Annotated in this window: 20 protein-coding genes; 11 read left to right on the forward strand and 9 right to left on the reverse strand. The window is 68.9% G+C overall.

What is annotated here, in order from left to right; all coding sequences use genetic code 11:
* Nucleotides 1-58: 58 nt before the first annotated feature.
* The 4 genes from ACIQTX_RS04630 to ACIQTX_RS04645 form a co-directional block, all read right to left on the reverse strand.
* Nucleotides 59-535, reverse strand: a complete 477-nt coding sequence (locus ACIQTX_RS04630; RefSeq protein WP_402969485.1) for a DUF3237 domain-containing protein — start codon at nt 533-535, stop codon at nt 59-61.
* Nucleotides 532-1,008, reverse strand: a complete 477-nt coding sequence (locus ACIQTX_RS04635; RefSeq protein ID WP_402969488.1) for a MarR family winged helix-turn-helix transcriptional regulator — start codon at nt 1,006-1,008, stop codon at nt 532-534. The genes ACIQTX_RS04630 and ACIQTX_RS04635 overlap by 4 nt, the downstream gene beginning before the upstream one ends.
* Nucleotides 1,005-2,294, reverse strand: a complete 1,290-nt coding sequence (locus ACIQTX_RS04640; protein WP_402969491.1) for a flavin-dependent oxidoreductase — start codon at nt 2,292-2,294, stop codon at nt 1,005-1,007. The genes ACIQTX_RS04635 and ACIQTX_RS04640 overlap by 4 nt, the downstream gene beginning before the upstream one ends.
* Nucleotides 2,295-2,377: 83 nt before the next feature.
* Nucleotides 2,378-3,052 carry a TetR/AcrR family transcriptional regulator gene (locus tag ACIQTX_RS04645; protein ID WP_402969493.1) on the reverse strand — a complete coding sequence of 225 codons (675 nt, stop codon included), beginning with the start codon at nt 3,050-3,052 and terminating at the stop codon, nt 2,378-2,380.
* A 170-nt stretch (nt 3,053-3,222) separates the two neighbouring features.
* Here ACIQTX_RS04645 and ACIQTX_RS04650 point away from each other — a divergent pair, with 170 nt between their 5' ends.
* From ACIQTX_RS04650 to ACIQTX_RS04670, 5 genes are all read left to right on the forward strand, one after another.
* Nucleotides 3,223-4,965 carry an amidohydrolase gene (locus ACIQTX_RS04650; RefSeq protein ID WP_402969496.1) on the forward strand — a complete coding sequence of 581 codons (1,743 nt, stop codon included), beginning with the start codon at nt 3,223-3,225 and terminating at the stop codon, nt 4,963-4,965.
* A complete protein-coding gene (locus ACIQTX_RS04655; protein ID WP_402969499.1) occupies nt 4,965-6,623 on the forward strand; it encodes an ABC transporter substrate-binding protein in 1,659 nt (552 codons plus the stop codon). Before ACIQTX_RS04650 ends, ACIQTX_RS04655 begins: the two co-directional genes overlap by 1 nt.
* Before the next feature lie 85 nt (nt 6,624-6,708).
* Entirely contained in the window at nt 6,709-7,665 is a 957-nt protein-coding gene (locus ACIQTX_RS04660) for an ABC transporter permease (protein WP_402969502.1), read from the forward strand.
* Nucleotides 7,662-8,528 (forward strand): ABC transporter permease, encoded by an 867-nt coding sequence (locus ACIQTX_RS04665; RefSeq protein WP_402969504.1) that lies wholly within the window; start codon nt 7,662-7,664, stop codon nt 8,526-8,528. Before ACIQTX_RS04660 ends, ACIQTX_RS04665 begins: the two co-directional genes overlap by 4 nt.
* Entirely contained in the window at nt 8,525-10,108 is a 1,584-nt protein-coding gene (locus tag ACIQTX_RS04670) for an ABC transporter ATP-binding protein (RefSeq protein WP_402969507.1), read from the forward strand. Before ACIQTX_RS04665 ends, ACIQTX_RS04670 begins: the two co-directional genes overlap by 4 nt.
* A gap of 78 nt (nt 10,109-10,186) precedes the next feature.
* Here the strand turns inward: ACIQTX_RS04670 and ACIQTX_RS04675 are convergent, their stop codons facing one another.
* Genes ACIQTX_RS04675 through ACIQTX_RS04685 form a run of 3 tightly spaced genes read right to left on the reverse strand, consistent with a single transcriptional unit; the run spans nt 10,187 to nt 12,431 of the window.
* The gene (locus tag ACIQTX_RS04675; RefSeq protein ID WP_402969510.1) at nt 10,187-10,534 is read right to left on the reverse strand and encodes a cupin domain-containing protein; all 348 of its coding nucleotides are present in this window, start codon (nt 10,532-10,534) and stop codon (nt 10,187-10,189) included.
* Nucleotides 10,531-11,934 carry an NAD(P)/FAD-dependent oxidoreductase gene (locus ACIQTX_RS04680; protein ID WP_402969513.1) on the reverse strand — a complete coding sequence of 468 codons (1,404 nt, stop codon included), beginning with the start codon at nt 11,932-11,934 and terminating at the stop codon, nt 10,531-10,533. Before ACIQTX_RS04680 ends, ACIQTX_RS04675 begins: the two co-directional genes overlap by 4 nt.
* Nucleotides 11,935-11,963: 29 nt before the next feature.
* A complete protein-coding gene (locus tag ACIQTX_RS04685) occupies nt 11,964-12,431 on the reverse strand; it encodes an Lrp/AsnC family transcriptional regulator (protein WP_028500716.1) in 468 nt (155 codons plus the stop codon).
* A gap of 99 nt (nt 12,432-12,530) precedes the next feature.
* On the opposite strand from ACIQTX_RS04685, the gene ACIQTX_RS04690 reads away from it, so the two are divergent.
* Together ACIQTX_RS04690 and ACIQTX_RS04695 are read left to right on the forward strand one after the other, a co-directional pair.
* The gene (locus tag ACIQTX_RS04690; RefSeq protein ID WP_402969517.1) at nt 12,531-13,982 is read left to right on the forward strand and encodes a gamma-aminobutyraldehyde dehydrogenase; all 1,452 of its coding nucleotides are present in this window, start codon (nt 12,531-12,533) and stop codon (nt 13,980-13,982) included.
* Nucleotides 13,983-14,042: 60 nt separating this feature from the next.
* Complete coding sequence (locus ACIQTX_RS04695) at nt 14,043-15,317, forward strand: low temperature requirement protein A (RefSeq protein ID WP_402969520.1); 1,275 nt, start codon at nt 14,043-14,045, stop codon at nt 15,315-15,317.
* Nucleotides 15,318-15,368: 51 nt separating this feature from the next.
* Here ACIQTX_RS04695 and ACIQTX_RS04700 read toward each other — a convergent pair whose 3' ends face one another.
* A complete protein-coding gene (locus ACIQTX_RS04700) occupies nt 15,369-15,893 on the reverse strand; it encodes a GNAT family N-acetyltransferase (RefSeq protein WP_402969523.1) in 525 nt (174 codons plus the stop codon).
* Between the two features lie 59 nt (nt 15,894-15,952).
* Nucleotides 15,953-16,927, reverse strand: coding sequence for a M23 family metallopeptidase (locus ACIQTX_RS04705; RefSeq protein WP_402969526.1), 975 nt, complete (start codon nt 16,925-16,927; stop codon nt 15,953-15,955).
* A 617-nt stretch (nt 16,928-17,544) separates the two neighbouring features.
* Between ACIQTX_RS04705 and ACIQTX_RS04710 the strand changes: the two genes are divergently transcribed.
* The 4 genes from ACIQTX_RS04710 to ACIQTX_RS04725 all read left to right on the forward strand — a co-directional run bounded on the left by ACIQTX_RS04710 (nt 17,545) and on the right by ACIQTX_RS04725 (nt 22,777).
* On the forward strand, nt 17,545-19,101 hold the full coding sequence (locus ACIQTX_RS04710; protein WP_402969529.1) for a DUF222 domain-containing protein: 1,557 nt from the start codon (nt 17,545-17,547) through the stop codon (nt 19,099-19,101).
* Between the two features lie 169 nt (nt 19,102-19,270).
* The gene (locus ACIQTX_RS04715; RefSeq protein ID WP_402969532.1) at nt 19,271-20,419 is read left to right on the forward strand and encodes an ROK family transcriptional regulator; all 1,149 of its coding nucleotides are present in this window, start codon (nt 19,271-19,273) and stop codon (nt 20,417-20,419) included.
* 106 nt (nt 20,420-20,525) lie between these two features.
* Nucleotides 20,526-21,455, forward strand: coding sequence for a polysaccharide deacetylase family protein (locus ACIQTX_RS04720; RefSeq protein ID WP_402969535.1), 930 nt, complete (start codon nt 20,526-20,528; stop codon nt 21,453-21,455).
* Entirely contained in the window at nt 21,452-22,777 is a 1,326-nt protein-coding gene (locus ACIQTX_RS04725; protein ID WP_402969538.1) for an MFS transporter, read from the forward strand. The genes ACIQTX_RS04720 and ACIQTX_RS04725 overlap by 4 nt, the downstream gene beginning before the upstream one ends.
* Nucleotide 22,778 lies beyond the last annotated feature (1 nt).

Here is a 22,778-nt window from a genome sequence, read left to right on the forward strand (position 1 = left end):
CACGATATCGAGAACGCCGGGAGCTCTCAGGGGCTCCCGGCGTTCTTCGCATCCGGAGTCAGCCCACGCGATGGGCGCGGTAGTGCACCGCGTTCGCCTGGCGCTGCGCGACCGCGATGAAGAGGCTGCGCTGGAGATCGGCGAGCGCAGGTGCAGCGGTCTCGACCTGCACGGTCGTGCGGAAGCAGTACGAGCGGGGATCGACGTCTTCTCCGCGGCCCAGTCTCTCCAGCACCTCCGGCGACCCGGTGCGCAGTCCCTTCGCGTGCAGCAGCAGGAGATCGCCGGATGCGGTGCGCGCCGAATAGCGGCCGTCGATCTCGATCGTGCCGTCGGAGCGGATGAGCTGCCAGTCGGCGCCGCCGGGAAGGATCTCGGCCTCGACGATGCCGGTGATGCGGCCGCCGAGGATCGGGACCACGCGGCGGTGCCCGGCACTGGTCGGACCGTGGTCTTCCAGCCCCCCGAGATCGACGGAGACGTCGAAGGCGGCCTCGAGCGTCGGGGCGGGCAGCAGGTCATGCAGGGTGTTCACGGGGTGTCCTGACGGTTCGACGAAGTGGGGGCATCCGGCCTGGTGAGCGCGGCGCAGAGGCGTTCGAGTGCGGGGAGTGCGGCGTCGAGGGCAGCGCGATCCGCGTCATCGAGTTCGCGGCTCACCCGTTCGACGAGGGCGGAGTTCACGGCATCGAAGCGGTCGAACAGGTCCAGCGCCCGGTCGGAGGCGCGCACCACGACTCGACGTCCGTCGGATGGATCGGGGCCACGCTCGACCAGGCCGTCCGCTTCCATCGAACTGAGCAGGTTGCTCACCGTCGGTCGGCTCAGGCGCAGCTGCGCGGCGATCTCCGCCGGACCTCGGCTCGCACCCGCCGGAAGGGTGCGGAGGACATCGATCTGCGCTTCCGAGAGCTCGGGGAGACCGGCTTCCGCGCGCGTCGCGGCCAGCAGTGCGCGACGCAGCGGAGAGATGACGGCGGCGAGTCTGGCGGCGTCCAGCCCGGTCATCGGCGCGCTTCCGTCGGAGTCGACGAGCGATCAGAGGGCGGGGTGAGCGACGGCCGGTCGTTGAGCAGCTCGGGCAGGAATCCGGCCGCGACCTTGTAGTCGGTCGCGATCCGTCGACGCTCGGCCAAGGGGATCACCTGCTCGATGTCGTCGAAGCCCTGCGGTGCGCGCTCGCGGGCGAGCTGCATCACCCGCTCGGGTCCGGTGGCCCTGGTCCCGGCGAGCAGCGCGGTCATCGCGGGGCGACGAGCGTCTTCATAGCGGGCGAGCGCCTCCTCGATGCCGGCGGCGGAGTCGTCGGAGGCGGCAAGGTGGAACGCCAGCGTGCGGGCATCGAGGATCGCCTGCGAGCCGCCGTTCGACCCGTTCGGGTACATCGCGTGCGCGGCGTCGCCGAGAAGGGTGGTGCGCCCGTGGGTCCACTGCGGGAGGGGATCGCGGTCGACCATCGGATACTCGAGGATCTCTTCGGCACGCGCGATCGCAGCGGGGATGTCGAGCCAGTCGAAGCTCCACTCGCGGAACAGCTCGGCGATCGGTGCCGGGTCGACGGCGCGGTTCCAGTCCGCATCGCCGGTGCCGCCGACGCGGCGCTCGGCGATGAAGTTCACGAGCATGTCGCCCGCGGCATCCCTCTCGCTCAGGGGGTAGGCGACGAACTTCTGCTCGCCGTCGCCGGCCATGATCATGGTGCGGCCGTCGAGGAACGCGGGAATGCGGGTGATGCCGCGCCACAGCGTCAGGCCGCTCCAGGGCGGTGCGCCCTCGTCGGGGTAGCTCAGGGCTCGGAGTGCGGAGTGGATGCCGTCGGCGCCGATGATCACGTCTGCGGTCTCTTCGACCTCGCCGTCGTCGGTCGCGAAGCGCGCGGTCTCGGTGCCGTCGGTGTTCGATGCCGTGGCCATCAGTCGGTGGCCGAGGCGGATCGGCTCGGCCAGGCGGGCTTCGGCGAGGTCGCGCAGGGCGAGCTGCAGACGGCCCCGGTGCACGGAGAGCTGCGGCCAGTGGTAGCCGGCGGCGAGGCCGCGCGGCTCGCTCCAGATCTCCTGGCCGCGGCGGCTGAAGTAGCTGAGTGTCGTGGGAGTGACGCCTTCGGCGGCGATCGAGTCGGCGACACCGAGTTCGGTGAGCTCGCGCATCGCGTGGGGGAGGAGGTTGATGCCGACGCCGAGCCCGCGGATGGTGCTGCTGCGTTCGAACACGGTCACGTCGCGCAACCCCGCCTCGTGCAGGCTGATCGCGGTGGCGAGTCCGCCGATGCCTGCGCCGACGATGATGATCCTCATCGATCTCTCCTGCTCTCCGCTCGCCGTGAGCGGTGAACATAGTTTTGTCACAAAACTACTTGGTGCGCAAGAGGTCCGCGTGTTCAGGCGGCGGCGGTGCGTCTGGCGGAGTCGATGATGAGGTCGACCCCGCTCAGGAAGAGGTCCCGGTCCTGCAGCTCTGAGAGCAGCAGGGAGTGCTGCGCGATGAGCGGGAACCTGCGCGGGTCGGCGAGCAGCGGAGTGTCGAGCCAGGAGTCGCCATCGTCATCGCTCGTGTTCTCTGCCCGTGCCCGAGCGATGCCGGCGGCGAGCGAGAGCACGTGCGCGGCCAGCAGGGCGTAGTGCCGCACCAGTTCCTCACCGTCGAGTCCGCAGCGCTGGAACGCGTCGAGCATCAGCTCGATGGCGGCGAGTTCGCCGGGCCCGTGCGTCGTGAGCGTCATCGCCTCTGCGCCGATCGCGGGGTGCCGGGTGAACAGGTCGAGTGTCGCTAGCGACAGTTCGCGCAGGCGCTCGTCCCACCGCTCCGGCGGCGTCTGCACTGATGCCGCTGCGCGGCCGTTGAGCTCGTCCAGGAGCGCACCCATCAGGGCGTCTTTGCTCTGGAAGTGGCGGTAGATCGCGGTGGGGTCGGCACCGAGCCTGGAGCCGAGGTCGCGTACCGAGATCGTCGTGACGCCAGGTGCGCCGGAGAGTTCGAGGCCGGCCTCGACGATGAGGTCTCGATCCAGTCGGGCGCGCTTGGGCGGCTGGTCCTTCTTCGTGACCGCGCTCATCGCCGCCTCCTTCCGTCTCGTCCATCATCGCAGTCCGATCGGATTCCGAGCGTGACGCGACGTCTTCAATCTAGGTCGAGTCCCGAGTGTGGTCAACACTGTTGACACCGGTGTTGTCGGGAGCTAGCGTGATCGCAGTTCCCCCTTCGATGCTGCAGAGAGGCAGAACGATGTCATCCGAGTTCGTCTTCCATGGCGGTGCGGTCTTCACCGGCACCGGCACCCCGCTCACCGGTCACGCCGTGATCGTCCGCGACGGGCGGATCGCCGCCGTCATCCCCGACGCGGATGCTTCGGCGCGTGCGGCGGGGGATGCGACCTGGGTCGACCTCGCGGGCGCGCTGCTCAGCCCTGGTTTCCAGGATGCGCACATCCACCCCGTCGGCGGCGGCATCGAACTGCTGCAGTGCAACCTCACCGAGGCCGAGAACGCCGAGCAGACGGCATCCCTCATCCGCGCCTACGCCGAGGAGAACCCCGACGAGGAGTGGATCCTCGGCGGTGGGTGGGGGATGGACCACTTCCCCGGCGGCAACCCGCCCCGTGGCCTGCTCGACGAGGCGGCGGGCGGTCGCCCTGTGCTGCTGCAGAGCCGCGACCACCACAGCACCTGGGCGAGCACCGCGGCGATCGAGCGGGCCGGGATCACGGCCGAGACGCCCGACCCGGAAGACGGCCGGATCGTGCGTGAGGCCGACGGCTTCCCGGCAGGGACCTTCCACGAGGGAGCGGGCGAGCTGTTCGCCACCGTGCGCCCCGCCACCTCCGACGATCTCGCGTATCAGGGACTCCTGCGTGCACAGGACGAGCTCATCGCCCTCGGCGTCACGGGATGGCAGGACGCGATGGTCGCAGCGAACTCCGGCGGCATCGCCGACCCGCTCCCCGCGTACGAGCGCGCCGCTGCCGAAGGGCGCCTGCTGGTGCACGTCGTCGGTGCGCAGTGGTGGGCGCGCGACGGGGGGATCGACCAGGTCGCGCGGATGGCGGACCGCCGTGCCCGCGCCGCCGCCGAGTACCCCGATCGTCGGATCGATCTCGGGACCACCAAGATCATGGTCGACGGCGTGGCCGAGAACCAGACCGCCGCGATGCTCACCCCGTACCGTGACGAGACGGGGCACGACACCTGCAACCACGGCCTCAGCTTCATCGAGCCGGAGAAGCTGCGCGAATACGTGACAGCGCTCGACGAAGCCGGGCAGCAGGTGCACATGCATGCGCTCGGAGACCGCGCCGTGCGTGAGGCGCTCGACGCCCTGCAGATCGCTCGCGACGCCAACGGCGACACCGATGGCCGGCACCACCTCGCGCACCTGCAGATCGTCGCAGCGGATGACGTCGCGCGCTTCGCGCCGCTCGACGCCATCGCCAACATCCAGGCGCTGTGGGCCACGCACGAGGATCAGCTCGACGAGCTCACGCTGCCGTTCCTTCAGGACGGACAGGTCGACCGGCAGTATCCGTTCGGCGACTTCGTGCGCGAGAACGTGCGCCTGGCAGCGGGCAGCGACTGGCCGGTCTCCACGGCCGATCCCCTCGCCGCAATCCACGTCGCGGTGAACCGCACCTACCCGGGGTCCGCGCAACCGCCACTCGGTGGTGAGCAGCAGCGACTCGACCTCGAAACCGCATTCGCCGCCTACACCTCAGGCACCGCATACGTGAACCGGCGCGACGACGACACCGGCAGCATCCAGGAGGGCTACCTCGCCAACCTCGTCGTGATCGAGCCGAACCCGTTCGGCGTCCCGTCCGCCGAACTCCACACGGCACGGGTCGCGTCGACGTGGATCGAAGGGCGCCTCGTGTACGACGCTTCTGCATCCGACGCCTCTGCATACGACGCCTCCGCATCCGACCCTGCTGCATCCGACCCTGCTGTACCCGACACCCACCGCAAGGAGTCCTGATGAACCGCACGCTCCTCTCCCGCCCCCTCATCCGTGGCAGCGCGGCAGCCCTCGCCGGCCTGCTCGCCGTCACCGCGCTCGCCGGCTGCGGCCCCGCCGGCTCGACCGACGCCGGCTCCGACGAACCGATCGACTGGAAGCTGACCGAGACCACGGCCGCACCCAGCGGCGACATCGACTCGTTCACCTTCGCGAGCTACGCCGAGCCGTACTCCCTCGACTACGCGTACGCCTTCGACTATGCCGACAACTCCGTGCTCGCGAACGTCTGCGAATCGCTGCTGCGGTTGAACCCCGACTACTCGCTCAGCCCGGGACTGGCCGAGTCGTTCGAGCACCCGACGCCCGATACCTGGGTCTACACGATCCGCGAGGGCGTCACTTTCCACGACGGAACGCCGCTCACCGCCGCCGATGCGGTCGCGTCGATGAGCCGACACCTGGACCCCGCCGTGGGTTCGTTCTGGTTCTCGGTCTATCAGAACGTGAAGTCCATCGAGCAGACCGGCGACCGTCAGGTGACGGTCACGATGACCGGGCCCGACTCGCAGTTCAACCTCGGCATGGGCGGGTCGGCCGGCGTCATCGAGTCGGCGGCGACGCTCTCCGAGAAGGGCGCCGACTACGGCAACTCGACCGGTGGCGTGAACTGCACCGGCCCGTTCCAGCTGACCTCGTGGGACTCGGGGGAGTCGATCACGATGACCCGCTACGACGACTACTGGGACGCCGACCTCAAGGCCCGCTCGGGCGAGGTGAAGTTCGTCTTCATGACCGACCCGACCGCGCGGATCAACGCCCTGAAGTCGGGCAGCGTCGACGGCTCGTGGATGGTGCCGATGGAGGCCGTGCCCACCCTGCAGTCCGCGGGCAAGGGTGACGTGCTGTTCGGCATGAACACAGCGGTCGGCAACGTCGTCGTGAGCAACCTCGAGGGCCCGCTCGGCGACGTCCGCGTGCGCAAGGCGCTGCTGCTCGCGATGGACCGCGACGGGATCCTCCAGGCCGCGTATCGCGGGGTGGGCGCGACGACCGATGTGATGACCACCGAGTCGGTCTGGCAGGACGCCTCGGATGCCGCTCGTACGGCGGCGTTCGACGACATCACCTCCTACGACCAGAACGTGGAGGAGGCGAAGAAGCTCATCGCCGAGGCCGGTGCCGAGGGGGCGGAGCTCACCTACGTCACCGCGCCCATCAGCAACGACTTCGCCGTCATCTCGCAGGCGACCGTCGCCGCGGCGCAGTCGATCGGTCTGAAGGTGAAGGTCGAGACCGTCACCCCGAACGCCTACACCGCGCTCTTCTCCGACCCGAGCGCCCGCGAAGGCGTCGACTTGTTCTACACGAGCTGGTATCTCTCCAGCCCCGATGCGCTCGAGATGTACTCGGTGCTGAGGACCGGCGACTTCAGCAACTACGGCGGCTGGTCGAACCCTGAGTTCGACCAGATCCTGCAGGAGGCCGTCACGATCGACGACCCGGCGGCGCGCAGCGAGCTGACCTCGAAGGCGCAGCAGATCGCCAACGAGGAGCTGCCGTGGCTGCCGCTGTACCAGGCGCCGATCTCGCTCTACCTGGGCGAGCGCATCACGGGCGTGCAGCCCTCGATCGCCTTCATGTACTACCCCTGGGCCGCCACGATCGGCGCCCGCTGAGCGGATGCGGCGGCCGCCCCGAAGCGGCCGCCGCACCCGTCACCCCCGGCATCGCCGGAACCTCGACCCCGGAGGAGACCACCCGATGACAGCCGCACGTCGCGTCGCCGGAAAGCTCGGCGGCCTGCTGCTGACGCTGTTCCTGGCGTCGCTGCTCGTCTTCTTCTCGCGCTTCCTGGTGCCGGGAGATCCCGTGAGCTTCCTGCTCCGCGGGCGCAAGCCCAGCCCGGAGGCGGTGGCGCAGGTCACCGCCCAGTACGGGCTCGACCTCCCGCCGTGGGAGCAGTACATCCGGTGGGTCCTCGGGCTGCTGCAGGGCGACCTCGGCCGGTCGCTGCAGTATCGGCAGGACGTCACCGAGGTGATCGGCGACCGGCTTCCCGTGACGCTGATGCTCGTGACGATGTCGGGTGCGATCGTGCTCGTGGCCGGCGTCGTGCTCGGTGCCGTCGCCGCGCTGAACCGAGGGAAGGCCCTCGACCGGTTCGTGCTGATCGGACTCACGGTGCTCGGCGCGATCCCGTCGTTCGTCGGAGCGATCGTCCTCATCGCGCTGTTCTCGGTGCAGCTGGGCTGGTTCCCCTCATTCGGGGCCGGCGAGGGCTTCTTCGACATGGTCTATCACCTGACGCTGCCCTCGATTGCGCTGGCGCTGGTGTTCATCGTCCTGGTCGGCAAGGTGACTCGCTCGGCCATGGTCGATCAGCTGGGCCGCGAGCATGTCGAGGTGTCGACGAGCCGTGGCGTGCGACGCTCGGTGGTCGTGCGCCGGCATGTGCTGCGCAATGCCCTGGGCCCGATCCTCACCGTGAGCGGCGTGCTCGTGGCAGGGCTCATCGTGGCGAGCTCGATCGTCGAGGCCGCGTTCGGGCTGTCAGGCATCGGCTCGCTTCTCGTGCAGTCCGTCGACCGGCTCGACTTCCCGGTCGTGCAGGCCATCGTCCTCCTCGTCGTGATGGCGTTCGTCGTGATGAACGCCATCGTCGACATCCTCGAACCCTGGATCGACCCGCGATCCGCTGCCGGAGCTGGTGCCCGATGACCTCCTCGACCCCCACTCTCGCGATGCGGGTGCTGCGTGCGCCCCGCCGGAAGCGTCCGCGATTCCTCTACCTCGCCAGCGTCGTCGTGCTCGGGGTCGTCGTGCTCGCCGCGATCTTCGCGCCCTTCATCGCACCCTACGATCCTGATGCGGTGGATTTCACCGCCTTCCTTGCTCCGCCCTCGGCCGCGCACTGGCTCGGCACCGACTCGCTCGGTCGCGACCTGCTCAGCCGTTTGATCTACGGCGGGCGCACGGCGCTCATCGGCCCGCTCCTCGTGGTCGTCTTCTCCACGGTCATCGGCATCCTGCTGGGGCTCTGGGCCGGATGGCGGGGTGGGTGGATCGACGCCGCACTCAGCCGGGTCTTCGACGTGCTGTTCGCGTTCCCCTCGCTGCTGATCGCGATCATGGCGGTCGCCCTGTTCGGCAAGGGGCTGGTCGCACCTGTCATCGCGATGAGCATCGCCTACGCCCCCTTCGTCGCTCGGCTCACCCGCTCGCTGGTCGCCGCGGAGCGCACCCGCCCGTATGTCTCGGCCTATCGGGTGCAGGGTTTCGGTGGATCGTGGATCGCCCTGCGCCGCGTGCTGCCGAACGTCACGCCGATCGTCGGGGCCCAGTCCACTCTGAACTTCGGCTACGTGCTCGCGGAGCTCGCGGGGCTGTCGTTCCTCGGCCTCGGCGTACAGGCGCCGACCGCCGACTGGGGCGCGATGATCAACGAGGCCCAGTCGGGGGTGGCGGCAGGGCAGTTCCTGCCGGCGATCGCACCGGCCGTCGCCGTCGTGATCGTCGTCGTGTGCGTGAACATCATCGGTGAGGAACTCTCCGATCGGATCGGCGGAGGGATCCCCGCATGAGCACTCTTCTCGACATCCAGGACCTCACGCTCGACCTCCCGAACGGCACCCGCCTCCTGCACGGCATCTCGCTGCAGGTCGCGCCTGGCGAGACCGTCGGGCTGGTCGGCGAGTCCGGCTCCGGCAAATCGCTCACGGCGCGTTCGGTGCTCGGCCTGCTGCCCGACCGGGCGATCACGGGCGGCACCGTCGAGGTGAACGGGCGGTCTCCGCTCGCGGGAGCGGCCGGTCGGCAGGAGATCCGTAGACACGAGGCGGCGATGGTGTTCCAGGATCCGCGGGCCGGCATCAACCCCATGCGCACGATCGGCGACCACGTCACGGAGGCGCTGCGACTGTGCGAGGGGTGGGCGAAGGATGCCGCGCACGCACGGGCCGTCGAGCTGCTCACGGCCGTGCGTCTGCCGGCGCCCGCCGACCATCTGTCGCAGCATCCGTACGAGCTGTCAGGCGGCATGCTGCAGCGTGTGATGATCGCGGGAGCGTTGAGCGCGTCGCCGAGCCTGCTGGTGTGCGACGAGCCGACCACCGCGCTCGACGTCACGACCCAGGCCGAGATCGTGCAGGTGCTGCGCGACCTGTGCGCGCAGAGCGGGATGGGGATGCTGTTCATCACGCACGACCTGAACCTCGCCGGCTCCCTGTGTGATCGCCTCGTGGTGATGAAGGACGGCGCGATCGTCGAGGAGGGCACAGCGCGGGAGGTGCTCACGGCGCCTGCCGCCGAATACACGCGTCGTCTCGTCGCCGCGACTCCGCGCATCTCGGGGTCGATCACGCCGCCGACCGCGGCATCCGGTTCCGAACCGCAGCTCGTGGTGGCCGGAGTCGGCAAGACGTATCGGCGCCGAGGGAAGGATCCGGTCGCGGCCGTCGCCGATGCCGATCTCGTGATCGCCCGTGGCGGATCGCTGGCCGTGGTGGGCGAGTCGGGGTCGGGCAAGTCGACGCTCGCGCGGATGATCGTCGGGCTCGAGGAGCCTGACGCCGGGGAGATCCGCATCGGCGGACGCTCGATGTCGGGCATCCCGCGGTCGCGTGCGGAGCGCCTCGAGCGCGCGAAGAGCGTGCAGATGGTGTTCCAGGATCCGTATCTGTCGCTGGACCCGCGGATCCCTGCGGGGAGAGCGATCGAAGACGTGCTGAAACTGCACACCGGGCGGACCGGGGCCGATGCCGCTGCCAGGGCGCTCGAGCTGATCACGGCCGTCGGGTTGGGGGAGGAGCATCTCGCCGCCCGACCCCGCACGCTGTCGGGCGGTCAGCGTCAGCGCGTCGCGATCGCCCGCGCACTCGCCGTGGAGCCGGAGCTGCTCGTGATGGACGAGGCGACCAGTGCGCTCGACGTCTCGGTGCAGGCGCAGGTGCTCGACCTCGTCGCCGGGATCCGTCGGGAGCAGGGTCTCACCCTGCTGTTCATCAGCCACGACCTCGCGGTCGTGCGCAAGGTGTGCGCCGAGACGATCGTGATGCGTCGAGGCGAGATCGTCGAGGCCGGTCCGACCGAGCAGCTGCTGGGCGACCCGAAGCACGAGTACACGCGACTGCTGATCGACTCGGTGCCGGTTCCGATCACCTGACCCGCCGGTTCGAATCGCGCGAATGGCCCCATTTCCCCTCCGGATGGGGCCATTCGCGCGATTCGAACGAGTCCGGGCTCAGGCCACGTAGATCTTGAGGAGCGTCTCGGTGACGGTCCAGGTCGTGCGCATGCCCTCGGCGAGGCGCACCACCGAGCCGGGGCCGACCTCGAGGTCGGGGAGGCCGGATGAGGCGAACGCGATCGTGGCGCGGCCGGACAGCACGACGAACACCTCGTCGGCCTCGGTGTCGGTCGCGGTGCCCGGGGTCATCTCCCAGATGCCGACCTCGATCCCGCCGAGCGTCGCCAACTCGTGTACGGCGGTCGTCGGCGAACCGGCGAGCACCTCTTCGGCAGGGAGTGGCTCGTGGTCGAGTGCCAGGGCGCCGGCATCCACTCCCGCCCCTGCGGCGAGACCGTTCACGAGTCGAAGCCCATTCCGACGGCGTCGAGCGTCTTGAGGAACAGGTTGCGCTTGCCCTCGTTGTGGTCGGCCTGGTTCATCGCGGCCCGAACCAGGTTGACGCCGATCGACGCGGCGGGCTCCGGCGGGAAGGGGATGGGCTTCTCGCGCACCATCCGCAGCTCGGTGCGCTCGGTCGAATCGCCCGACAGCTTGTCGAGCATGACGTCGGCCGCGAAGCGTGCGGCTCCCACACCCAGGCCGGTGAACCCGGTCGCGTAGGCCACGCGTCCCTTGCGAGCCGTGCCGAAGAACGCGCAGAACCGGCTCGACGAGTCGATCGCCCCGGCCCAGCGGTGCGTGAAGCGCAAGCCCTCCAGCTGCGGGAACGTCGTGAAGAAGTGCGAGGCGAGCTTGCGGTGGCTCTCGATGCGGTCCTCGTACTCGGGGCGCACCTTGCCGCCGAAGTGGTAGACCGCGTCGTAGCCGCCGAACAGGATGCGGTTGTCGCCCGTGAGCCGGTAGTAGTGGAACTGGTTCGCGCTGTCGGCGAGGCCTTGGCGGTTCGACCAGCCGATGGACGCCAGCTGCTCGGTCGTGAGCGGCTCGGTCATCAGCACGTAGTCGTACACGGGTACGGTCATCAGGCGGTTGCGCTTGAGGAGCGAGGGGAAGACGTTCGTGCCGAGGGCCACGGCATCCGCGATCACCCGACCGTTCGGGGTGACCAGCGTGATCGGTCCCGACCCGTCGCCCTCGATGGCGCGCACCAGGCTGTGCTCGTAGATCTCGACGCCCAGGTCTGCGGCCACGCGCGCCAGCTCCAGGCCGAGCTTGGCCGGATGCACCATGGCGCAGCCGTCGCGGTCCCAGTCTCCGGCGAGGAACGTCTCCGAGTGCACCTCGGCCTGCACGGCTTCGCGGTCGAGGAAGCCCGGCTCATCGCGGTACCACTCGACCTGGTGCGGCTCGACGGCGACGGCCAGCTGCCCCGTGCGCTCGAACTCCGCATCCATGCCGTAGCGCTCGACGGTCTCGCCGATGCCGTCGAGGTTCTCGTGGCCCAGCTCTTCGAGCCGGTCGATCTCTTCCGGCCACCGGTTCACGCCGTTCTCGTGACCGTGCGTGAGGCTCGACTCGCAGAAGCCACCGTTGCGACCGGAGGCCGCCCAGGCGATGCGCGAGGCCTCGACCACCACGACGCGGCGTTCGGGGTCGCGCTCCTTCGCTCGCACCGCCGTCCACAGCCCGGCGTACCCGCCGCCGACGATGGCGAGGTCGGCGCGGACCGTGCCGTTCAGGCGAGGATGCGTCGGTCGATCGACATCGTCGAGCCAGAACACCCGCAGGGCGGTGTCGCGGAGGGAGTCGTCGATGACGGACGGTGACGGCTGCTGGCGTTCGAAAACGGTGGTGCCCATTGTTCTCTCCGTTGTGTGCGGGGCGCGCTTCAGCGCGTGCCCCAGTTGTAGAGGTCTTTGTAGAGGCCTGCGTAGAGCATGCTCTCGGTGTGCGCGACGCCGGGGATCGTGCGGATGCGGGTCGCGATGAGGTCGATCAGATGCTCATCGTTCTCGCACACGGCCTCAACGAGGATGTCGAAGGTACCGAGCGTGACGACGACGTAGGCCAGCTCGGGGATCGTGGTGAGCTCCTCGGCGATCGCGCGGGGATCCCCCGAGACCCGGATGCCGACCATCGACATGCGGTGGAAGCCGAGCTGCATCGGGTCGGTGACCGCGACGATCTGGATGATGCCTGCCTCTGTCATCCGCTGCACCCGCTGGCGGGCCGCAGCTTCGCTGAGCCCGACCTCTCGAGCGATCTCGGCGTAGGGGCGGCGGCCGTCCTCCTGCAGCAGTTCGACGATGCGCTTCGAGATGTCATCAAGGGCAGGCAGGGACGGCTTCGTGCTCATATGTCGATATTGTCAGCCATACCTTTGTTGCGCAACTGATTCAGTCGTCTGCTCTGATCAGATCTTCAGATTCCGTATCGAAGCGGATACGATGACCCCATGCCCAGTCATCTTCTGAAGGATTCAGCGCCGTTGCAGAACTTCATCGGCGGACGCTACGTGCCCGCGGGTGGCGCCGGCCGGATGCCGCTCATCGACCCGGTCACCGAAGACACCTACGGCGAGCTGCCGCTCTCCGACGTGAGCGACGTGGATGCCGCGTATGCCGCCGCATCCGCCGCCTTCCGGTTCTGGCGTGACGTCACGCCCGCCGACCGGCAGCTGGCGCTGTTCCGCATCGCCGACGAGATGCTGGCGCGGGCCGAGGAGTTCGCCGATCTCGAGTCGCAGGACACGGGGAAGCCGCGCGCGAGCCTGGTCGCCGACGAGATCATGCAGTCGGTCGACCAGCTGCGCTTCTTCGCCGGCGCCGCTCGCAGCCTCGAGGGTCGGGCGGCGGGGGAGTACCTCGCCGGGCACACCTCCTTCGTGCGTCGCGAGCCCGTCGGGGTGATCGGCCAGGTGACCCCGTGGAACTACCCGCTGAACATGGCGGTGTGGAAGATCGCTCCCGCGCTCGCCGCCGGCAACACGGTCGTGCTGAAGCCTGCGGAGTCGACACCGCTCACCACGCTGCTGCTCGCCGAGATCGTCGCGCTGCACACGCCGGCCGGCACCCTCAACGTCGTGCTCGGTGATCGGGACACGGGCGTCGCGCTCGTAGAGCACCCCACGCCGCAGATGGTCGCGATCACCGGTTCGGTGCGGGCGGGCATGGCGGTGGCGCGTTCTGCGGCGAACGACGTCAAACGCGTGCACCTGGAGCTCGGCGGCAAGGCTCCGGCCATCGTGTTCGCCGACGCATCGATCGAGAAGGCCGTCGACGGCATCGTCAACGGGGCCTTCTTCAACGGCGGACAGGACTGCACCGCGGCCACCCGGGTGCTCGTGCACGCCTCACGGCACGACGAGCTCGTCGCCGCGCTCGTGGCCAGGGCGAAGACGCACGCCCGCACCGGCGCCCCGCACGAGGAAAGCGTGCTGTACGGCCCGCTGAGCAGCGCCGCCCAGCTCGCACAGGTGCAGGGATTCATCGATCGCCTGCCCGCTCACGCGAAGATCGAGACCGGTGGCCGTCGCCAGGGAGATCAGGGCTACTTCTGGGAGGCCACGATCGTATCCGGCGTGCACCAGGACGATGAGGTCGTGCAGGGCGAGATCTTCGGGCCGGTGCTCACGGTGCAGTCGTTCTCCGAGAATGACGAGGCGCTGGAGATGGCGAACGACGTGCCGTACGCCCTCGCCGCTTCGGTGTGGACGACCGACCACGCACGGGCGATGCGCTTCTCGCGCGACCTCGACTTCGGCTGCGTGTGGATCAACACGCACATCCCGTTCGTGTCGGACATGCCGCACGGCGGGTTCAAGCACTCCGGCTACGGGAAAGACCTCTCGCAGTACGGCTTCGACGACTACACGCGCATCAAGCACGTGATGAGCGCGCTCGACTGACGCGAGCCCGGCGGTCGAAGCGGGCTACTATCGTGAACCGACAAACTCTGGGGGGTTCACATGTCGACGCCTGCTTACTTCCGCCATGGACTGCGACGGATGTCGGGTCGCGATGCGACCGAGTCGCATCGCGCCGCGACTCCACTCGAGCTGCTGTTCGATCTGACATTCGTCGCCGCGTTCGGGGTCGCCGGTAACCAGCTCGCCTCGGCGATCGCCCACGGCGACTTCGCCGCAGGTATCGGCGGGTTCTGCTTCGCCATGGTCGCGATCGTGTGGGCGTGGATCAACTACTCATGGTTCGCGTCGGCGTTCGACACGGATGACTGGTTGTTCCGGGTGCTCACCATGGTGCAGATGGCGGGCGTGGTCGTGCTGGCGATCGGCCTTCCGCAGATGTTCGCGTCGCTCGAGCGGGGACAGCCGGTCGCGAACGAGGTCATGGTCGCCGGCTATGTGGTGATGCGGGTGGCCGTCATCGCGCAGTGGTTGCGTGCCGCGCACGGGAGTCCGCAGTATCTCGCCGTCGCCAAGACCTACGCCCTGATCATCGGGATCGCGCAGGTGGGATGGGTGATCCTGCTCTTCCTCCCGCTCGATCCGATGGGGTTCCTGATCGGAGCGCTGATCGTCTCGGTGATCGACTGGTCGAGTCCGATCGTCGCCGAGACGAAGGGGCTTCGCCACGGCGGGGCCACCCCGTGGCATCCGCACCACATCGCCGAGCGCTACTCGCTGCTCGCGATCATCGCGCTCGGAGAGACCGTGTTCGGCACGCTGGCTGCGGCGCAGGCGGTGACCGACGCGGAGGGCTGGTCGTTCTCTTCGATCATGGTGATCGGGCTCGGGATCGTCATGGCTTTCGCCCTGTGGTGGGTCTACTTCATGGTTCCGAGCGCGCCGATCCTCGCGGTGCGTCGCTCCAAGGCGCTGGTGTGGGGGTATGGCCACATCCTGCTCTTCGCCGCGATCGCCGCGGTCGGTGCGGGCCTGCACGTCATCGGGTACGTGTACGACGAGCACTACCACGTGAGCACTCTCACGGCGATCTCGTCGATCGCGATCCCGGTGCTGGTCTTCATGGTCACGCTGTACCTGCTGCATGCCTGGCTGGTGTCCGAGTTCCCCAAGAACTCGCCGCTGCAGATCACCGTTCTCGCGTTGCCGGTGCTCGCGATCGTGCTGGCGGCGGTGGGGCTTCCGCTGTGGCTGTGCCTGCTCGTCATCGTGATCTCGCCGATCGCGATCGTGTTGTCGTTCGAGCTCGGCGCCTGGCGCGCACTCGATGCCCAGCTCGACCGGGCAGTGAGTGCCGGTCGCGCGATGGCCGGTTGACGGGGATCGTGCGGCGAATCGTGCGGGAAGCCGAGTGGGGAAACCGAACGGTCAGGCCGGCAGCAGCTTCACTCGGCGGTGCTCGCGCAGGATGAGCTGCGGGCGCTCCTCGATCTTGATCGCGCCGTCCTCGACCCAACCGTGGCGGGCGTAGAAGGAGTCGGCACGTTCGTTCCCATCGAGCACCCAGAGGTAGGCGCGGTCATGGCCGGCCTCGATGATGCGTTGTTCGGCCGCCTCGAGCAGCGCGTGGCCTGCGCCCGTCGACCAGGCTGAGGGGTCGGCGTAGATGCCGTAGACCTCTCCGTCGGTGAGTCCATCGGGGTCTCGGCCCGAGCCGAGCGATGCCCAGCCCACGACGCGGTCGTCGCGCACGGCGACAAGGGTTCCGAGGCCCGTCGGCAGCGGTTCAGCGACGATGCGACGCCAACCTGCAGCGCGCTCGTCGATGGAGAGACCGTCGAGCACGGACTGGTCGATGAGCCCGCGATAGGCGACCTGCCACGAGCGGACGTGCACGCCGGCGATGTCTTCGGCGTCTTCGGCGCGGGCGGCGCGGATCACCAGCGGGTTCATCCACCCACCCTATGGGGATTGCGGAGTCGAGCGGCGGCCGTGCAGGTGGACGGTCGGGGTCAGCTCACGTTCTTCTTGAGCCACGGCATGGGATCGACGGCGACCGTGTTGATGTGCACCTCGAAGTGGAGGCAGGAGCCGAACACATAGCCGGTCGATCCGACGTCGCCGATGTACTGGCCCTCTTCGACACAGTCGCCGACCTCGACCGCACGGCTTCCGTATGTCATGTGCGAGTAGACCGTGCTCACGGCCTGCCCGTCGACGATGCTCTCGATCTGGATCGTCACGCCGTAGCCCTGGTAGCTCTCGGTGGAGCGGGAGACACAGCCCTTCATCGCGGCGTTGATCGGCGTGCCGACGGGGGCTGCGAAGTCTTGCCCGAGATGCGATCTGCCTGGACGCGAGGCGCCGAACCCATCCGTGAACGAGTAGGTCCCATCGGCCATCGGCATGACGATGCGTCCGGCCAGAGGGATCTCCAACGCGCTCCCGAGCGGCATACCGGCAGCGATTGCCGCGGCGACGGCGCGCGAGTGGGTTTCCTTGATCTCCTCTGGCGTCGTCGCGGAGAAGCTCCCACGCGGAGCGATCTCGGCGCGGATCTCGTCCTTCGCCGTGTAGGACTGTGCGGTACCGTCTGCCACGGTGGAGACCCGGGCAGTGGTCGCGGCGGCCTGATCGCTCGTGGTGCTGAGCGCGGGCAGTGCGGCACCGGTGATCATCACACCGATGGCGAAGGTGGCGCCGAGCGCCTTGGCCTTCGCCCACGGACGCTTCGCTCGGCCGGCTGGAACCCGCGAGGGCGATGCGGCCCGCGGTGCGGTCTGCGGAGCCATGTGCCGGGGCCGCAGGCGCGGGTCCCAGGACCGGGGCTTGTTGGCTGTCTGCGGTTGCGGTGCCGCTGCCTCGGGCGCGGGGGCCGCTTCAGGGGCGGAGGCTGCGTCACGTGCGGGGGCTGCCTCAGGCGCGGCGTTGCGTGCGGGGGCCGCGTCGGGTGCGGGGGCTGCGTCCGGTGCGGGGGCTGCGTTCACCGGGAGGGGACTCTGCGAATCTGTGATGGCGGAGCGCCGCCGGTCACGCCGCAAAAGCGGTCGGGTCGAGTCGGGGACTTCTGTCGGGACTTCCGAGGCATCATGAGCGCGCTCGGGTGGCAGGGAATTCGTGACGGGATCCTTCCGGGAGGGCAGGTATTCGCGGCGGTCGATCCCCCCGGATGCCACCGTTACCGATCTGTAATTTAATCGGCGAAATCGTGAGCGTCAAATCGAGAGCGGATGACGGTGGTTCTCGTGCGGGGTCGAGGATCGGCGTTGGGGACGTGTCGTGGGGTCGAGCTGGAGTATTAGCGCGAACGGGGTGCTCGATGAGTCTGGGCTAGGTGAGACCTCGCGTGCGGATGCGCGCTCCCGTGATGTCTTCGGAGTCTTCGGTGTCATCGGTGCGGGCTTTGCGGATCATCACTGGGCTCATTCGTCCACCTTATGGAGGGGTGAGGGGTGGTTTCCTGGGCGGGGGCTGGAGGTGTGGAGAGCGGCGCTCTGAGTCTTGTTGTGGAGGATATATGGGCTTCGAGAGTGTTCTGGAATATTGCTCTGATCTGGGGTTCTTGAGGGTCTGAATGTCGGTGGTTCCGTGTTGACTTGCGGGTATGAACAGCCCCGTGGAACTGCTTGGTCAGGTCGTCGCCGATCTGGATGTGGTGCTGCGTTCTGACGTGGTGGCGGGGCTGAATGATGTGGAGAAGATGGAGCTTCTGCGGGTGGCGGGCGAGGTGCAGCGGCGGGTGGAGGCGGTGGTCGTGGAGACGGTCGCGTCGGTCGATGAGCGTCCGGCCGGGTCGGGAGAGGTCGGGTTCTGCGGACAGTTCGGGTGCCGCACGGTGGGTGAGTTGCTGCAGCGGGTGCTGCGCACGGACGCCGCGGGTGCGGGGCGGGTGGTGAAGGCGGCCAAGGCTGTGCGACGTGAGGTGAACTTGTCGTCGGGGGCTTGGTTGCCCGCGCGGTGGCCCGAACTGCGGGCGGCACTGCTGGACGGGACGGTCGGTGTCGCCGGAGTGTTGGCCGCGACCGGACCGGTGGAACAGGCCGGGAGCCGGGTCGGGACGGCGGACCGGTTGCTCGCGGATGCGGAGCTCGCGGCGTATGCGCGCGGGATCCCGGCCGCCGGCACGACCGCAGGCCCGGATGCCGAGGCGGGTGCGGATGAGGGGTCGGATGCGGGCGTGGAGTGTGGCGTCGCGCCGGCGGCGACGCCGGAAGACCTCCGGATCCTTGCGCAGGTGATCGTGCAGTACCTCGACCCCGATGGCGCCGAGCCCGCGGACGACATCGCGATGCGGGCGCGCGGGATCATCCTCGGCCGGGCGAAAGACGGGGTGATCCCGATCCGGGGCGGGCTGCTCCCGGAAGTCGCCGGTCAACTGCAACGCATCTTCGACGCCTACCTGAACCCGAAAGTCGACGGACCACCCCTCCCCGGAGTCATGTTCCGACCCTCAGACGAGGCCGACGCGACGACGGCCACAGGTGCGATCACAGCTGCGACCGGCGGGATGGACGACGCCGTCCTGCCCTCCGGAGACCCGGGACGAATGATCGACGCCCGCACCCGGGCGCAGAAACAGCACGACACCCTCGCCGCGGCCCTCGGCATCGCCGCTCGCCACGACGACATGCCCCGCCTCGGTGGTGCCGCACCGACCCTGATCGTGTCGGTCACCGCCGACGACTATGCGACCGGGCATGGATGGGCGCATGTCGACGGCATCGACACCCCGGTTCCCACCCGCGTCGCCGCACACACCGCCTGCGCGGGCGGCGTGCAACGAGTGCTGTTCGACCCACACGGGCGCATCATCGGAATCAGCACCACCGACCGGATCTTCACCACCCACCAACGCCGAGCGATCACCCTCCGCGACAAAGAATGCCTCATCCCCGGCTGCCACGTCCCCGCGACCTGGTGCGAAATCCACCACGTCCACGAACACGCCGACGGCGGCCCCACCCACACCGACAACGGCGTCGCCCTCTGCTGGCACCACCACCGCACCCTCACCACCAGCGGATGGCAAATCCGCATGCACAAAGGCGCCCCCCACGTCCGCGGCCCCGCCTGGTGGGACCCCACCCGACAATGGCGCACAGCACAACCCACCACCACCACGGCTCCCAGATCCCCGCGCCGAACGCGCGTGCGCATCTGAATCAACATGCAGGTGCGCGTGTGAACGAAGGGGCTACCGGATGCTCGAACCAGACGTTGCCGCAGGTCGGATTGATCGTGAATGAGTGCGACTCGAAGTGTCGACTAGTGCGACCTGATGTGGCAGGCTGGGCGGGCATCGGCGCAGGACCAGACACTCCAGGGAGCACATGTCCAGACCACTTGCGGGGCCGCAGGGCCTGCTACGCACGCTCAACGGCCGCGCAATTCTCGAGACTCTCGCGCGCAGTGGTCCGCAGACTCGTGCCGAGCTGATGTCGGCCACCGGCCTGTCGCGCACCGCCGTCACCCAAGTGCTGCGGATGCTCGAGAGCGCGGGCGCTGTCGCCGCAGCGGGGCTCGACCGCGAGACGCGTGGGCCTGCAGCAGGACGCGTCGAATTGCACCCGCGCCTCGGGTTCGCCGCCGCTGTGCACGTCGATCACCATGCCGCCCATGTCGTGCTCGTCGATGCCACCGGGACCGTGCGTGCCGAAGAGCACGCCGCGTTCCCCGGAACCGACGATCGCGTCACGCACATCGTGGCGCTCGTCGACCGGTGTCGCCTTTCGGTCAAGGCGGCCAAGGGAGCCGTGCACGTCGCCGTCGTCGGGGTGCCCGGCATCGTCACTGCAGACGGAGGCATCCGCGACGACCTCGGTCCCGACGGGGGCGCATTCCGCTCAGCCCTGGCCGCGGCGCTCGACTGCCCGGTCCGCGTCGAGAACGACGTCAACCTCGCCGCCCTCGCCGAGCTCACAGCCGGTGTCGGCGGCGACCTCGCCAGCTTCGCGCTGCTGCTGCTCGACGACGGCCTCGGAGCCGGCCTCGTGATCGACGGCACCCTGCACCGCGGATTCTCCGGCGTCGCCGGCGAAGTCATGTACCTTCCGCAGACACCCATCCCGATCGGCGCACCCCTCGTGGGAGACGCTGTGGTCGGTGACCTCGCCCTCGGCGTCGGCCGCGATGCCGAGGCGACTCTGGCCGATCATCTGGAGGCGGCCGTCCTGGGAGACGACGCGGCGATCCAGATCGTCTCCGAAATCGCCCGTCGGATCGTTCTCGTGGCCGGCAGCGTGGGGCTGGTGCTCGACCCGGAGGCATTCATCCTCAGCGGCAAGGCGGCTCACCCGGCACTCGTCACCGCGATCAAGCGCATCGCCGACGAGTACGAGGCGCAGCTCCCGCTCCGGTTCCTCGTCTCGTCTTTCGGTCCGGAGGCTCCGCTCGTCGGTGCTGTCGACGAAGCGGCCGCTGCGCTCCGAGGCGAACTCTTCACCCGCATCCTCACGCCCGCTCCCAAGGGCACCCGCTGAATACCACCCGCTCGAACACCACCCGCTGAATACCACCCGCTCGAACACCCCCGCTGAGCACCACCCGCTCGAACACCCCCGCTGCCCATACCCGACAGGACCCCCGATGACCGCACCCTCCGACCTCGCCGACCGCCTCGGGCTCGCCCCCGGAGCCAGGGCGATCATCATCAACGCGGATGACTTCGGCATGTGCCATGCGGCGAACACCGCCATCGTCGACCTGCTGACTGCCGGCCGGATCGACTCGACGACACTGATGGTCCCGTGCTCGTGGTCCCCGGAAGCCCTCGCCTTCGCTGCATCTCGCACCGACCTCGACATCGGAGTGCACCTCGTCCTCACCAGCGAGTGGGCTCGCTACCGGTGGCGTCCGCTCACCGGCACCGCCACGAGCCTCGTCGACGCCGCGGGATTCTTCCCGACCGATGTCCTCTCCGTCGAGCAGAACGCCTCCGACGAGGATGTCGCCGCCGAGCTCTCCGCCCAACTGCAGACGGCGCTCGATGCCGGGGTCGACGTCACCCACGTCGACAATCACATGGGCTCGGTCTACGGACTCGTCACCGGCCGCGACTTCCTCCGTCCGGTTTTCGAGCTCGCCGCACGGCACGGCCTCCCGTTCCGGCTGCCCCGCAGCATGGACGGTGTGGGCGAGGGTTCCGCGTTGCAGACCCAGCTCGATGGCGCAGCGGCGGCCGCGGACGGAATCGGTGTGGAGATCATCGATCGGCTGTGGTCGCATCCGTTCGAACTCCGCGCCGAAGGCACACCAGACGAGGAGACGTACGAGCAGATGCGCGACGGCTTCATCGCTCTGCTGCGAGCCGTGCCGGCCGGGGTCACCGAGATCTACCTGCATCCGATGGTCGATGACGACGAACTTCGTGCGGCCGTCGACTTCAGCGCCGCGAAGCGCGGCTACGAGCTGCGTCTGCTGAGCGACCCGGCAGTGCTGCAGGCGATCGAGGATGAGGCGCTCGTGCGCGTCGGGTGGCGCGACCTGCGCGACCTGCAGCGGGCGGGCTCGCGGTGACGTCGCTTCGCGAGCGTCTGCGCGACCGGCGCCTCGATGCGGCGCCCACCAGAGGGCAGACGATCGCCTTCGGAGCATCGGGGTTCCCGACGCAGCTCATGGCGCAGACCTTCTCGGCCTTCGTCGTCTACTTCTACGTCTCCCACCTCGCGGTGCCGGCGGGGTGGGTGGCGGTGGCGATGATCGTCCACGGCATCCTGAACGCCGTGCTGAACCCCGTCGTCGGCGCTCTCTCGGATCGGCTGCGCACCCCGTGGGGGCGTCGCATCCCCTGGATCGGCCTCGGAATCGTGCCGCTCGTGGTGGCCTTCGCGCTGGTCTGGATGCCGCCGGAGCTTCCCGTCGCGGGCCTCATCGTCTGGTTCCTCGTCGTCGTCGCGGTGTACGACGTCGCGTTCGTGGTGGTGGTGCTGAACATCTCGGCACTGTTCCCCGAGATCTTCCGCACCACCGAGGAGCGCTCCCGTGGCAATGTGCCGCGGCAGATCTTCGCGATCCTCGGCATGGTGCTGGGCACGGCCGGTGCCCCCGCTCTCTACAGCGCGATCGGCTGGCCGGGCATGGCCATCGTGCTCGCCGCGGTCTGTCTGGTCCTGCTGGTCTGGTCGTTCTTCGGCGGGATGATCGAGCGTCGGGTTCCAGAGGCGGCATCCGCGGCCATGCGCTGGAGCGACCAGCTGAAGTACACGTTCCGCAATCGGGCCTTCGTCCCGTATGTGCTCGGATCGCTGTTCGTGCAGACCTCGATCGCCGTGATCCTCGCCGCGATCCCCTTCTACGTGCGCTACTCCCTGCACGCACCTGAGGGGGAGGGCAGCCTGCTGCTCGGCGCCATCTTCGTCACCGCGATCCCCTCGATCGTGCTGTGGAGCGCGGTCGTGCGTCGCACCTCGCCTCGCACCGCGGTGTTGTGGAGCGTCGCGGTGTTCGGTGTGGCCGTGCTCGGCTACCTCGCCCCGTCGAACGTGCTCGGGGCGGCCCTGGTCGGTGTGGCGGTCGGCGTGGGTGTCGGCGGACTGCTGCAACTGCTCGAGGTCATGCTCGCGCAGATCATCGATGAGGATGCCGTGCGCACCGGCCACCGTCGTGAAGGCGCCTACTTCGGGGTGAACGGATTCGTGGTGCGCGGCTCGGTGGTGCTGCAGGCGATCGTCGCAGCGGTCGTGCTGACAGCCTCCGGTTTCGACGCCACGCTCGGCGACACGCAGCCCGAGACGGTGGACGGTGGCATCCGCCTGATGCTGGCCGTCGTCCCGCTCGGTTTCACCGCCCTCGCCTGGCTCTGCTTCTGGCTCTACCCCATCCGCACCCGCGACCTCTGAC

It is taken from the genome of Microbacterium sp. NPDC090281 (assembly GCF_044769635.1).
GTDB lineage: Bacteria > Actinomycetota > Actinomycetes > Actinomycetales > Microbacteriaceae > Microbacterium.

Bases quoted from the DNA above. Each gene is read 5' to 3' on its own strand.
- ACIQTX_RS04635 (WP_402969488.1), bottom strand. From the start codon at position 1,008: ATGACCGGGCTGGACGCCGCCAGACTCGCCGCCGTCATCTCTCCGCTG.
- ACIQTX_RS04695 (WP_402969520.1), top strand. From the start codon at position 14,043: ATGTCGACGCCTGCTTACTTCCGCCATGGACTGCGACGGATGTCGGGT.
- ACIQTX_RS04680 (WP_402969513.1), bottom strand. From the start codon at position 11,934: ATGGGCACCACCGTTTTCGAACGCCAGCAGCCGTCACCGTCCGTCATC.
- ACIQTX_RS04690 (WP_402969517.1), top strand. From the start codon at position 12,531: ATGCCCAGTCATCTTCTGAAGGATTCAGCGCCGTTGCAGAACTTCATC.
- ACIQTX_RS04685 (WP_028500716.1), bottom strand. From the start codon at position 12,431: ATGAGCACGAAGCCGTCCCTGCCTGCCCTTGATGACATCTCGAAGCGC.
- ACIQTX_RS04715 (WP_402969532.1), top strand. From the start codon at position 19,271: ATGTCCAGACCACTTGCGGGGCCGCAGGGCCTGCTACGCACGCTCAAC.
- ACIQTX_RS04665 (WP_402969504.1), top strand. From the start codon at position 7,662: ATGACCTCCTCGACCCCCACTCTCGCGATGCGGGTGCTGCGTGCGCCC.
- ACIQTX_RS04710 (WP_402969529.1), top strand. From the start codon at position 17,545: ATGAACAGCCCCGTGGAACTGCTTGGTCAGGTCGTCGCCGATCTGGAT.
- ACIQTX_RS04655 (WP_402969499.1), top strand. From the start codon at position 4,965: ATGAACCGCACGCTCCTCTCCCGCCCCCTCATCCGTGGCAGCGCGGCA.
- ACIQTX_RS04670 (WP_402969507.1), top strand. From the start codon at position 8,525: ATGAGCACTCTTCTCGACATCCAGGACCTCACGCTCGACCTCCCGAAC.
- ACIQTX_RS04700 (WP_402969523.1), bottom strand. From the start codon at position 15,893: ATGAACCCGCTGGTGATCCGCGCCGCCCGCGCCGAAGACGCCGAAGAC.
- ACIQTX_RS04645 (WP_402969493.1), bottom strand. From the start codon at position 3,052: ATGAGCGCGGTCACGAAGAAGGACCAGCCGCCCAAGCGCGCCCGACTG.
- ACIQTX_RS04650 (WP_402969496.1), top strand. From the start codon at position 3,223: ATGTCATCCGAGTTCGTCTTCCATGGCGGTGCGGTCTTCACCGGCACC.
- ACIQTX_RS04720 (WP_402969535.1), top strand. From the start codon at position 20,526: ATGACCGCACCCTCCGACCTCGCCGACCGCCTCGGGCTCGCCCCCGGA.
- ACIQTX_RS04640 (WP_402969491.1), bottom strand. From the start codon at position 2,294: ATGAGGATCATCATCGTCGGCGCAGGCATCGGCGGACTCGCCACCGCG.
- ACIQTX_RS04660 (WP_402969502.1), top strand. From the start codon at position 6,709: ATGACAGCCGCACGTCGCGTCGCCGGAAAGCTCGGCGGCCTGCTGCTG.